This is a genomic window from Streptacidiphilus anmyonensis (assembly GCF_000787855.1).
Taxonomy (GTDB): Bacteria; Actinomycetota; Actinomycetes; order Streptomycetales; family Streptomycetaceae; genus Streptacidiphilus; species Streptacidiphilus anmyonensis.
The window spans coordinates 131916-145125 of record NZ_BBPQ01000014.1 but is presented as its reverse complement, the minus strand read 5'-3'; the positions used below and the strand labels follow the sequence as shown (position 1 = coordinate 145125).

Annotated in this window: 5 protein-coding genes; 3 read left to right on the top strand and 2 right to left on the bottom strand. The window is 70.6% G+C overall.

Annotation, left to right across the window (positions count from 1 at the left end):
• The first annotated feature begins 153 nt into the window (after nucleotides 1–153).
• The gene (locus tag TR50_RS16355) at nucleotides 154–6183 is read left to right on the top strand and encodes a ricin-type beta-trefoil lectin domain protein (RefSeq protein ID WP_042421301.1); all 6030 of its coding nucleotides are present in this window, start codon (nucleotides 154–156) and stop codon (nucleotides 6181–6183) included.
• Nucleotides 6184–6256: 73 nt separating this feature from the next.
• On the opposite strand, the gene TR50_RS48810 is transcribed toward TR50_RS16355, so the two are convergent.
• Nucleotides 6257–6421 carry a LuxR C-terminal-related transcriptional regulator gene (locus TR50_RS48810; protein WP_439654225.1) on the bottom strand — a complete coding sequence of 55 codons (165 nt, stop codon included), beginning with the start codon at nucleotides 6419–6421 and terminating at the stop codon, nucleotides 6257–6259.
• Nucleotides 6422–6732: 311 nt separating this feature from the next.
• Between TR50_RS48810 and TR50_RS16345 the strand changes: the two genes are divergently transcribed.
• Nucleotides 6733–7716: a MarR family transcriptional regulator gene (locus TR50_RS16345; protein WP_042421298.1), complete on the top strand. Its 984-nt coding sequence runs from the start codon at nucleotides 6733–6735 to the stop codon at nucleotides 7714–7716.
• A 161-nt stretch (nucleotides 7717–7877) separates the two neighbouring features.
• Nucleotides 7878–10274, top strand: coding sequence for a KamA family radical SAM protein (locus tag TR50_RS48805; RefSeq protein WP_236654440.1), 2397 nt, complete (start codon nucleotides 7878–7880; stop codon nucleotides 10272–10274).
• Nucleotides 10275–10701: 427 nt separating this feature from the next.
• Here the strand turns inward: TR50_RS48805 and TR50_RS16335 are convergent, their stop codons facing one another.
• Complete coding sequence (locus tag TR50_RS16335) at nucleotides 10702–13077, bottom strand: FdhF/YdeP family oxidoreductase (protein WP_042421295.1); 2376 nt, start codon at nucleotides 13075–13077, stop codon at nucleotides 10702–10704.
• Nucleotides 13078–13210: the final 133 nt, after the last annotated feature.

Genomic DNA, 13210 nt, shown 5'->3' with positions numbered 1-13210 from the left:
CGGGCGGGCACCCCCACAACCGCCACAGCATCGCCCTCGCGCGCGGCCGGGACGTCCAAGGCGCCCGCCAAGCCCTCGGCGTCGCATTCCGGCACGCGGGGGACGCCGGGCGGCACCGCGCCGCAGGCCAGTACGAACCCGCTGCTCAAGAGCATGGCCGCAGCCATGACGCAGGCCAAGAAGACCCACAAGCCGGTGCAGGTGGACGTCGCGACGAACCCCTACACCACCCTGACGGCCAACCCCGCCGGGCACTTCACCGCCCAGGAGTTCCTCAACCCCCAGCGGGCGAAGGTGGGCGGCTCCTGGAAGCCCATCGACACCACCCTGGTGAAGAACGCGGACGGAAGCGTCAGCTCCAAGGTCACCCTGGCGTCGGTGAAGCTCTCCGGCGGCGGGACCGGCCCGCTGGCCGTGGTGGACGACGGCGCGGGGCACGCCCTGACCTTCACCTGGCCCGGTGGCGCGCTGCCCGCCCCGACCCTGTCCGGTGCCACCGCGACCTATCGCGACGTGTATCCGGGCGTGGACCTGCAGTTGGTGGCGCTGCCGTCCGGCGTGCAGGACGTGTTCGTGGTCCACGACGCCAAGGCCGCCGCCAACCCGGCGCTGAGGAGCATCCGCCTCGGCGTCACCGGCACCGGGCTGACGATCGGCACCACCGCGGACGGCGGGGTGACAGCCAAGGACGCCAAGGGGAACCAGGTCTTCGGCGGTCCCGCTCCCACCATGTGGGACTCGGCGCCGCAACCGGCGCCCGGGGCCACGACGGGCAAGAATGCGCAGGCCGCAGGGTCGGCGGCAGGGTCGGCCTCGGGGTCGGCCGCGAGCCCGCACGTGGCGAAGATGCCCACCACCGTGTCGCACGGGTCCGTGACGGTGACGCCGAGCCAGTCCCTGCTGAGCTCGCCGTCCACGGTCTGGCCGGTCCGCATCGACCCGCAGTGGGTCGAGAACCCGCAGAACTGGCTGGAGCTCTGGTCCAACGGCAACTCCGTCTACGACGGCAACCCGTGGCCGTACGGCGGCTATGACACCTCGGCCGTCCGGGTCGGCAACTCCGCGGGCACCCTGGTGCGCTCGTTGATGTCGTTCTCGGCGTTCAACCTGCCCAAGCCGAGCGACTACAGCGCGCACCCAGGTGACCAGAGCCAGAACGTCACCTTCGTCACCGGGGCCTTCCTGAACCTGATCTCCCAGAGCGCCACCTGCCCCACGACCCAGGCGTGGCGGGCGAACCAGTTCAACACCGGCTCCAACTGGTCGAACCAGAACGGCGGCAGCGACACCAACCTGTGGCCGACCTCCGGCAGCGACTTCACCAACCCGATCACCACCTTCGGCGGGTCGACCAACTGCAAGAACAACTGGTTCAGCGTCAACATCACCCAGCAGGTGCGGGACGTCTACAACGCCGGTGGCGGGACCTACACCATCGGCCTGCGTGCCGCGAACGAGGGCTCGACGACGAACAACTACGGCTCGTACTTCGTGCAGAACGCGGGCAGCAACAACCCCAACGTCACCGTCAACTTCGTCTCCGAGCCGTGGCTCGGGACGCCGACGCTGAACAGCGCCCCGGTCAACAACCACGGACAGCACACCAACCCGTGCGGTAACACCCAGGCCACCGCCGGGTACCTGCCCGTTCAGGCGGCATCCGTCGGCCTGAACATGCCGATCAACGATCTGGACAGCCGTGTGGTGTCCTGGCAGCTGAACGTGGACGACTACCCACCCGGCGCCACCTACCCGAGCCAGACCGAGAACGGCGGCTACGGCTACAGCACCGCGCCGACCACCGCGACCGGCCAGGCGCTGACCACCATCAGCCCCACCGCTTCCAACGGCTGGAACGGCACGCCGATGTCCTTGCAGGACGGCCACACCTACGCGCTGTGGGGCCAGGCTCTCGACGACGAGTGGATGACCAACGGCACGTTCGTGAACACGAACGGCCAGGACCTGTACAACGCCTGGAACAACAACGGCAACAACTACCCGGCGCCGTCCAGCCCACAGTGCTGGTTCACCGCCGCGCTCACCCCGCCCCACCAGCCCACCGTCTCCCAGTCGACCTTCCCGGCCACGGGCCAGCAGTTGGCCTCGTACCCGACTGTGGGCACGGGCGGCACCATCACGGTCAACGCCACCGCGCCGACCACCGGGATCGACCACTTCGACTGGGCGCTCAACACCACCAGCACGAACGAGGGCGCGGGGAACTGCACCGGCATCGCGAACGCCGCCTGCGGCACCGTCAACGCCAGCGCCTCCGGCACGAGCGGCCTGGGCACCACCAACGCCACCGTGCCGATCACCCTGGCGTCCGGTGCGGGCGACGGCGAGCACTGGGGGACCAACTACCTGTACGTCTCCGCGGTGGACAAGGCCGGGAACGTCTCGCCGTACGCGCGTTACGACTTCTTCCTGGCGCAGGCGTTCCAGCCGGTGTCGTTCGGCAACGTCAGCGGTGACGGCACCCCGAACCTGATGGGCGCCGACAAGAACGGCAACCTGATCATCTACCCGACGAACCTGGATCCGGCGGGTTCGGTCAACGCCGTCCAGGCGGCGCCGGCCGCATCCGCCCCCAACGGCACCTCCTGGTCGACCGCGCTGATCACGCACCGCGGCGCCGAACGCGTCCAGCCCACCGACGACCTGTTCGCGTACGACAAGGACAGCTCCGGCAACGGGCATCTCTCCTACTACTTCAACTCCCAGACCGCGTCGGCCAGCACCCAGCCCGGCTACACCCCGCCGACGACCTTGAACGCCTTCGCCCAGACCCAGCAGGCTGTGGTCACCCGGCCGACCTGTACCCCTGGCGCCCTCAACGGCGGCTGCCAGGGCTACGATCCGACCTGGAACTCCGTCCAGCAGATCATCGCGCTCGGGCCCGTTCGCGGCGGCTGCACCATCAGCGCTCCCACCACCGCGTGCAAGACCAACCTGGTGACCGTCGAGAACTACCAGGGCACTGCCCGGGTCTGGCTGTTCTCACCGGCCGGCACCGGCCAGCTGACCAACCCCGTTCTGATCTCGGTCTCCCAGCCGGGTTGGGACTGGTCCCGGATGCGGGTCATGGCCCCGGGCAACGCCGCAGGCCACGCGGGTGGTTCGGGAGGGATGCCCGACCTGTGGGCGGAGGACCCGGCCGGCACCCTGTGGCAGTTCACCAACCACACGGACACCGGCACCCTCGGCGCCGGCCTCGGTGACCTCAGCAACAAGCAGCAGCTGGGCGCCACCGGCCAGTTCGCCCCCTACACCTGGGTGAACACCGCCGGCGACCTCAACGGCGACGGCAACCCCGACCTGTGGACCATGAGCCCCGACGGACAGGTCTCCGTCCTGCTCGGACCGATCGGGAACAACCTGGCCTCGCAGGGCCAGACCACCGCCACCGCGATCAACTGGGGCGCCACCGCCGGCGTGAGCAACCTCCAGGGCACGCCCATCACCACCGGCATCAACGGCCAGATCGTCAGCGACGTCACGGGCGGCCCCTCGGGTCAGAAGTGCGTGGACGACGAGTACGGCAGCACGGCCAACGGCACCACCATCGAGCTCTACGACTGCAACGGAACCGGCCCCCAGCAGTGGGCGTTCGGCTCCGACGGAACCATCCGGTTCATGGGCGGCAACGGCCAGCAGAACACCTGCATGGACACCAGCGGCTCGCTGGTCCAGGCCACCAAGGTCACGCTCCAGGGCTGCGACCTGACGGGCAGGGCCGCGTTCCAGACCTGGCGCATCATCCCCTCCCCCTCGGCCGCCGGCCACTACTGGATCTACAACCCGGCCGCGGGCATGTGCCTGGACGACACCGGCGAGAGCAACAGCAACCTCAACCCGTTCCAGCTGTGGCCGTGCTGGGACACCGCGAGCAACCCCGACGCCGCGCAGCGCTTCGTCCTGCCCACCGGTCCCGGCCAGACTCAGAGCGTCGAGGCCGAGTCCACCTGGGGAAGCGTCAACGGTCCGGCGACGCAGGTCCAGGGCAACTGCTGCGGCATCTCGCTGTCCAACGGCGAGCAGCTCTACTTCCCCGGCACCGCCCAGGGGCAGTCGGTCACGATGAACTACTTCGTGGCCAACGCGGGGACGTACTCCGTCACCGCGGCGCTGACCAAGACCAACGACCGCGGGCAGGTGGCGGTCACGGTCGACTCCGGCTCATCGCAGCCGACGAACCTGCCCCTCACCTACGACGCCTACCAGGCGTCGGGCGTGTCCATCGCCCCGGTCCACTTCGGGACGGTGACGCTCAGCGCCGGCATGCACAGCTTCACGTTCACCATGACCGGGACCAACGCGGCGAGCGTCGGCAACCGGTACGTCATCGGCGTCGACACGCTGAACCTCGTCCCGACCGCCGGAAACGGCCCGAGCCTCGGGCTGAACATCCCGGCCACCGGGCTGACCGGTGTGCCGGTCACGGCGGACGCCACCGCCTCCTACCCCGGCACCACGGCCGTCACCGGCTACACGTTCGACTTCGGCGACGGCACCGTGCTCGGGCCGCAGGCCACCGCTTCCGCGAGCCACACGTACGCCACGGCCGGCACGTACCAGGTCAAGGTCACCGCCACCGACGCCGGCGGCGTCACCGCCACCACGTCGAGCACGGTCGTGGTGACCGGGGGCGCGGTCAGTCAGTGGAAGCTGTCCGACGGCAGCGGAACCACCGCCGCCGACACCGGCACGCCCGGCGGTGACCCCGGCACGCTCAGCGCCTCCGGCGTGACCTGGAACCCGGGCGGGTCGGCGGCCTTCGACGGCACCGGCCAGATCACCGCGGCGACGACGGTCGACACCTCGAAGTCGTTCTCCGCCGCCGCGTGGGTCAACCTCCGGGACACCAGCGACTACCGCTTCGTCCTGGCGCAGGCCGGGACCAACATGGAGTCGTTCTACCTGGACTACGACCCGCCGCAGCACTCCTGGGCGATGGTCATGCCCACCAGCGACAACCCGGGCCCCGGTTGGACCTGGGCCGCGGCCCCTGCCTCGGACGTGTCGCTCGACACCTGGACCCACCTGGTCGGCACGTTCGACGCGACCACCGGCACCATCCGCCTCTACGTGAACGGCCAGCTGGCCGGCACGGGGACGAACCACTCCGCGTGGAACAGCGCCGGCAAGACCGGCAGCGCGCTGGTGATCGGCGCGTCCGACCGCGCCGGGACGCTCGCGTACCGGTTCAACGGCAGCATCGCGGACGCCCGGGTCTACCAGCAGACCCTGACGCCCGACCAGGTCTCCTGGCTCTTCCAGAACAGCGCGTTCACCTCCACCAGGACGAGCGGGTCGTTCTACAGCCCGACGCTGACCGGCAAGTGCATCGACGACTACACCGCCAACCAGACCAACGGCACCCACGTCAACGAGTGGGACTGCAACGGCGGATCCGCACAGAACTGGACGCTCAGCCCCACCGGGTCCCTCTCGCTGACCTCCTCCAACGGCACCAAGTGCCTGGACATCACGGGAGGGTCCAGCGCCACCGCCAACGGCACGCTGGTGGAGTTGTGGGACTGCCAAGGCGGGGTCAACCAGCAGTGGGTCGCCCAGTCCGACGGCAGCGGCCACGTCCATCTGCTCAACCCCAACTCCGGGCGCTGCCTGGACGACCCGGGCGGCTCGTTGAACAACGGCACCCAACTGCAGATCTACGACTGCCTGGGCAACGCCAACCAGGCCTGGACTCCCCCGCTGGGCACCAACCTGGCGGTCGGCGCGGCCGCGACCGCGTCCAGCCAACTCACCGGCTGGGAGGCAACACACCTGACCGACGGCGTCTACCGGGGCATCCCGACGGTGAGCGGGTACTCCAGCCAGAAGGACGCCGCCGCCGGCGCGAACGAGTGGGCCCAGGTGGACCTCGGCACCACGCACCAGATCGGCGAAGTCGACCTCTATCCGCGCGACGACACCACGAACACCATCGGTGCGGGCTTCCCGGTCACCTTCACCATCCAGGTGAGCGTGGACGGGACGAACTGGACCACCGTGGCCAACGAGTCGAACTACCCCAGGCCGGGTGACGCACCCCAGCCGTTCCGCTTCAACACGACGGGAGCGCGATACATCAAGGTCAACGCGACGGTCCTGGGTGCGGACCAGTACGGTGACCACTATCTGCAACTGCGTCAGATCGGCGTCCAGGGAACCTGATCCACCCCTGCGCCGGACAGACGGCGGCCCGCCCCGGAGGAATCCGGGGCGGGCCACCGCCGTCCGTATCGGGTCAGATCCACCTCCGGCGAGCGGCCTTGACCCCGGCCTCGAACCGGCCGCTCGCCCCGAGACGGCGCATCAGGTCGGCGACCATGCGGCGTTCGGTGCGCAGCGACACGTTGAGCCGCTTGGCGACGGTGGCATCGGTCAGTCCCTGGGCAAGAAGGCGGAGCAACTCCCGCTCCAGATCACTGGGCCCCACAGCGGACGGACGTTGGAGGACGCCTGCGCCCCGACCGCCCTCCGGGCTCGGCGAAGCGCAGTTCGGACACGTGTGACTGATCAATTGACGCATGGTTCCCCCCGGTTTCCCATACATCGCGCGCGGCCACAGCGCGGGTCCCCCGTGGCCCGCGGTCGTCTGTGACGCAGCTGTGGATACACGATCGACGGTCGCCGTTCCGGCGGCTAGGCTTTTGCGTGGGCATGCAAAAGCTCCGGGACCAACGGGACCAATCCACCGACACGAGACCCAGGGACGCCAGGTTGATACGGATCGGTCTGACGACGGACGACCTCGAGCGGTTACAGGTCGCCGACGCACCTGACTTCGGCTACGAACTCGCGCTGGGCGCTGGGCACCTGGCCGACCGGACCCCCGACCGGCAGCTGGCGTCCTGGCGGCTGGAGGTCGCCCGCGACTGGAACCCCAGCCACAGCCGGCTGTTCGACCTCTACACCCACCTCTACATGCCGGCCTTCTTCGACGAGATCGTCCAGCCGACGCCGTCGGGGATCGACCCGGAGTCCGCACCGGCCACCGCCCACCTGCGGGACCTGGCCCGGTCCCGGGCCCTGACCCCGTTCACGCGCGCGCTCTCCGACTGCCACACGGGCGCGGTCAGCACGCTGAACCACATCCTGGCCGGCTTCCGGGTCACGGCACTGGACCCCTACCGCCGCAGGATCGCCTCGGCCGTCGCCACCGCTTCCGCCGAGGCGGCGGTCCGCGCCGCGATGGGCGGCGTCGACGGCCTGCTGGCCTCCCTGCATCCCTCGATCCGCTGGGACGGCCGGGAGCTGCGGCTGAACACGCAGGTCGAATGCGTCGAGTCGCTGGAGGGACGCCCACTGATCTTCCAGCCCACGACCCTGGCCACCCATATCACCTTCAATCCGCTGGAGGACTCGGTGACGGTCAGCTACCCCGTCGCCGCCGGACCCCTCACGCGCGACGTCGCACTCGAGACCCCGCCCCCGGCGCTGGTGGCGCTCCTCGGGACGACACGGGCGGCGGCGCTGGTCGCCCTGGTGCGGACACCGGCCCTGACCACCGGACAACTCGCGGCCGCCCTCGGGGTGTCCGCTGCCGCCGCCTCACGACACGCCTCCGTCCTTCGTGAGTCCGGGCTCCTCGCCACCGTCCGCAACGGCCAGACGGTCCACCACGCCCCGACCCGCCTCGGGAAGGACCTGGTGCACGGCTCGACCAGCGGCAGTCAACCCGAGCCCGGCGCCCGCACGGCCTGACCGGGTTCCGCCCGTATCCTCAACTCCCCCTCAACAAAAGGCGACGCGTGCATGCCCCCGTACCGCGGGGGTACCAGGGTCCGTACAGACGCGCCCATTCCACCGGAAGGAACGCGTTCCGGATCCGGGTACGGGGGTGCCGATTGTTCGGGGACAGCGGGGTGCGCCGCGGTGTGCTGCTGCTCTGCGCCGGGATCGGGGTGGTGGCGGGGCTGTGCATCTGGTTCGCGCGGGGACTGCCGGACTTCCGCGAGAACCTGCTGCTGAACCTGGCGCCGGAGATGCTCACCACGATGGTCACCCTGCTGGTGATCCAGCCGGTCCTGAGCCGGCTGGAGGAGGAGCGCGTCCGCGAGCACCTGCGGCTCGACTACCCGTCGTTCTGCGACAAGGTGGCGCAGACCGGCGACATCGTCTGCGTCCTGGACACCTTCTCCTACCTGCTGTCCGGTGCGAGCGCCACGCGCTTCGCGGACGCGGCGCGGACCGCGATCCGGCGGGGCGCGACGGTCCGCGTCATGCTGCTCGACCCCGACTCGATGGCGGCCCGGCAGCGCTCGCACGAGCTCAGCGCGGACGTGCGCCGCGAGGTCATGCGCAACCTCCGCGAACTGCGCCGCCTGGAGGCGGTGCTCCCGGAGGAGCACCGGGACCGGTTGCAGGTGCGGGTCTACGCCGCCGCGCCGTCCATCCAGCTGTACCGGTGCGGGGAGCGGATGATGGTGAGCTTCTACCCGGTGGACCGGCTCTCCGGCGAGGGGCAGCAGCTGGAGGTCCGGATCACCACACCGCTCGGCTCCTTCGTCTCCGAGCGCTTCGCCGAGCTGTGGAGCCGCTCCCGCTCCGTGAACGAGGTGCTGACCCGTCACGTGCAGTTCGTCGAGCCGGAGTCCGGTGAGCCGGGGACGCCGATGTGGCTGGAGTACGTCGACGACGACGGCGTGCTGTACCTGAGCGACCAGCGGCTCGTCGTGGAGCTCGCCCGGCACCGGGACCGGCCGGTGACGGTCCGGGTGGACGGCAGCGCGGAGCAGGTCCACGAACTGGAGCTGATCGACCCGGAGGAGCCCGGGGAGCTCGCCCTGCTCCGGCGGCTGCGCGCCGAGTTCACGGAGAAGTACGGCGCGGACGCGGAGATGTTCGTGCGGGTCAAAGGCGTGCCTCGTGCGATGATTGAGACGACGTCGGCCGAGCGCGCGCCGGTAAGGACGGCACGGCGGAGAGCGACAGAGGTTCAGTGCGTGGCAGTGCAGAACGTGGCAGTGCAGAACGGTGATCATCGGCCGGTGTTCCGGGCTCTGGCCCTCCCCCACCTCGACGGGCTCCTCGCGCGCGCCGGCCTGGACGAGGCCGACCGGCTCCGGGCCAGGGCCGTCGCCGAGGTGCTGCCGTTCCGGACCAACTCCTACGTCGTCGACGAGCTGATCGACTGGCAGGCGGCGCCCGAGGATCCGATGTACCGACTGGTCTTCCCCCAGCCGGACATGCTGCCGCGCGCGGACGTGGAGCGCCTGGCCTCGATGCTGCGCGACGGCGCCTCGGCCGACCGGCTGCGCGCGGACGTGAACCGGATCCGGCTGCGGCTGAACCCGCACCCGAGCGGCCAGCGGGACCTCAACACCCCGCTGCTGGACGGCGAACCGGTCGAGGGCATGCAGCACAAGTACGCCGAGACGCTGCTGTTCTTCCCGCGGCAGGGGCAGACCTGCCACGCGTACTGCTCGTACTGCTTCCGGTGGCCGCAGTTCGTGGGCGAGCCCGACCTGCGGATGGCCAGCGGAGACGCGGCGGCGCTCACCTCCTACGTGCGCGCGCATCCGGAGATCACCAGCGTCCTGATCACCGGCGGCGACCCGCTGATCATGAGCAGTGCCGTGCTGGCCCGCTACGTCGAGCCGCTGCTGGAGATCCCGCATCTGGAGTCCGTGCGGATCGGCACCAAGGCGCTGTCGTACTGGCCGCACCGCTTCCTCACGGACCCCGACGCGGACGAGCTGCTGCGCCTGTTCGAGCGGGTGGTCGGCAGCGGGCGCAACCTGGCGCTGATGGGCCACTACTCGCACCCGCGCGAGCTGGAGCCCGAGGCGGCGGTGCGGGCGCTGCGCCGGGCGCAGGGCACTGGCGCGGTGGTCCGCTGCCAGGCGCCGCTGATCCGGGGCGTGAACGACCGGGCGCAGGACTGGGCGGTGCTGTGGCGGCGGCTGGTCGCCCAGGGCGCGGTGCCGTACTACATGTTCGTCGAGCGCGACACCGGTCCGCAGGACTACTTCGCGGTGCCGCTGGCCCGCGCCCACGAGCTGTTCCGTGAGGCGTACGCGCAGGTCTCCGGGCTGGCCCGGACGGTGCGCGGCCCGATCATGTCGGCGACGCCGGGCAAGGTGCAGGTCGACGGGGTGGCCGAGGTCGGCGGCCGGCGCGCGTTCGTGCTCCACTACGTCCAGGCGCGGGACCCCGAGCTGGTGGGCCGTCCGTTCTTCGCCGCCTACGACCCCGACGCCCGCTGGCTGACGGACCTCAGACCGCTGCCCGGCGACGGCCCCCTGCCGGGCCTGGGCTGACGGCGCAGGGCTGACGGGGGCTCCTCCTGACGGCGCGGCGGGCCGTCACGGCGGCCCGCTCTGGCGCGGGTTGGGGAAGACCAGTCGTCGGCGCGGCCGGGGACGCGCGGCGACGAGACGGTCCCACTCGGGGTCCGGAATTCCGGGTACGGTGCGGCCGAGCGCGCTCCAGGACGCCGCGATGGCGTGGAACAGCGGCGTGTCGCTCGACCGTGCTGCGCCGGGCGAGGCGCTCCGCGAAAACGGTTCCGCAGAAGTCACGCAAGGGTCAACGAACCGGGTCGCCTCCGGGCACGCCGCGTCAGTCTGCCGGGTGAGCGCACCGCCCATCCGCAAGCGCCCCCGGCCCGATCCCCCTTCTCCGCCTCCTGCGGCGCTCACCCGCCAGGGGACCGCGCACGAGAACCCCGGCAGCCCGGCTCGGCCGCTACGCCAGATGGGCGGGCTCGGCCCCGTGCGGCGGGGTGGAGATCGCTTCGGAGCGGGTCACCGTGACCTTCAGGTGCTTCATGATGGGCTGGTCGCTCTGGGTGCTGTAGTCGCCGATGGCGCACAGCACGTTCATCTCCGGCATGTAGCCCGCCGCGCAGCCGCGCGGGATGTCGTAGGGGACGGCGAGGTAGCCGGTCAGGGAGCGCCTGGAGCCGTCGCGGGCGGTGGCGGTGACGTCGACCGGGTCGAACTCGGTGATGCCGCGTTCGCGCATGTCGTCGCGGTTCATGAAGACCAGCGTGCGCAGGTTCTTGATGCCGCGGTAGCGGTCGTCGTCGGAGTAGATCGTGGTGTTCCACTGGTCGTGCGAGCGCATCGTGCCGAGCGCGAGCGTGCCGGGGGCGGGGACGACGTCCGGCAGCGCGGCGGCGGAGAACTCGGCCTTGCCGGACGGGGTGAGGAAGACCAGCTCGCGGGCCGGCTGCTTGATCCGGAAGCCCAGCGGGAGCCGCACCCGCCGGTTGAAGTCCTCGAAGCCGTCCAGGACCTCGGCCATGGTGTCGCGGATGCGGTCGTAGTCCTCGATGTACCACTCCCAGGGGGTGCTGCTGCCGGGGAGGGCGGCGCGGGCGATGCCCGCGATGATGGCGGGTTCGGACAGCAGGTGCGGCGAGGCGGGGTGCTTCATGCCGCGCGAGAGGTGGACCATGCTCATCGAGTCCTCGACCGAGGTGGCCTGCTCGCCCGAGCGCTGCCGGTCCCTCTCCGTGCGGCCCAGGCACGGCAGGATCAACGCCTGGCGTCCGTGCACGAGGTGACTGCGGTTCAGCTTGGTGCTGACGTGCACGGTCAGCTCGCAGCCGCGCAGCCCGGCGTACGTGTACGGCGTGTCGGGCGCGGCGAGCGCGAAGTTGCCGCCCATGCCGACGAACACCTTCAGCTCGCCGCGGTGCATGGCCTCGATGGTCGCCACGGTGTCCTTGCCGTGCTCGCGCGGCGGGTCGATCCCGCAGACCTCGCCGAGGCGCTCCAGGAACTCCGTCGTCGGACGGTGGTCGATGCCGCAGGTGCGGTTGCCCTGCACGTTGCTGTGGCCGCGCACCGGGGACGGCCCGGCGCCCTCGCGGCCCAGGTTGCCGCGCAGGAGCAGCAGGTTGACGATCTCGCGGACGGTGTCGACGCCGTGCTCGTGCTGGGTGACGCCCAGGCACCAGCTGACGATGCTGCGGTCGGCGTCGCGGTAGACCCGGGCGGCCTTGAGGATGTCCTTGCGTGGGACGCCGGACTGGCGCTCCAGCTCCTCCCACGAGGTCGCCTCGCAGACCTTGCGGTACTCCTCGAACCCGTGCGTGTGCCGGTCGATGAAGAGCTGGTCCAGCGCCTTGGGGTCGGTCTTCGCCTGCTCCAGGATCGCCTTGGCCATCCCGCGCAGCAGCGCCATGTCGCCGCCGATGCGCGGCTGGATGTTCAGCGTGCTGGTCCTGGTCGACTTGAACAGCGCCATGTCCACGAAGTCGTGCGGGATGATCGTGCGCCGGGCGGCGGCCTCGACCAGCGGGTTGACGTGGACGACCTGCGCGCCGCGCTTGTACGCCTGGGCGAGCGCCGTGAGCATCCGCGGGGCGTTGGAGGCGGCGTTGACGCCCATGATGAACAGGGCGTCGGTGGTCTCCCAGTCCTTCAGGTCCACAGTGCCTTTGCCGGTGCCGAGGGAGGCCTCAAGGGCCCGGCCGCTGGCCTCGTGGCACATGTTGGAGCAGTCGGGGAGGTTGTTGGTGCCCAGCTCACGGGCCATCAGCTGGTAGAGGAACGTCGGCTCGTTGCCGAGCCGGCCGGAGGTGTAGAAGGCCGCCTGGTTCGGGTCGTCCAGCCCGCGCAGCGCGCTGCCGACGAGTTCGAAGGCGTCCTTCCAGCTGATCGGCACGTAGTGGTCGGTGGCCGCGTCGTAGACCATCGGCTCGGTCAGCCGCCCCTGGTCCTCGAGGGCGAAGTCGCTCCACTCGGAGAGCTCGGCCACCGGGTGCGCCGCGAAGAACGCGCGGTCCACGCGCTTGCGTGTCATCTCCCAGGTGACGTGCTTGATGCCGTTCTCGCAGAGGTCGAGCTTCAGGCCCTTGATGTCGTCCGGCCAGGCGCAGCCGGGGCAGTCGAAGCCGCCGTTCTCATGGTTCATCTTCATGATCGCGCGCGGCCCGTCGACGTACTCGCCCTCGCGCATCAGGAAGCGGGTGACGCTCTTGGCCGCGCCCCAGCCCGCGGCGGGGTGGTGGTAGGCGCGGAACTCCGGACGCTCCGCGGGGACGGCTCCCACACTGGGCTCCACGTCCGCCCGGGGGGACGGCTCCTGCTGCGGGTCCTCGGAGGCGTTCATGACACTCACCCTTCCCGGCTCGTGGGAACAGGCTATTCCGGTTGATCAACGCGGGCCAGGCGATCTCCGTGAGCCCGTTTGCGGGGGCTTGGCGATGGGGCTTGAGTGGGGGGTAGGCGTCCTGAGGAGGAAC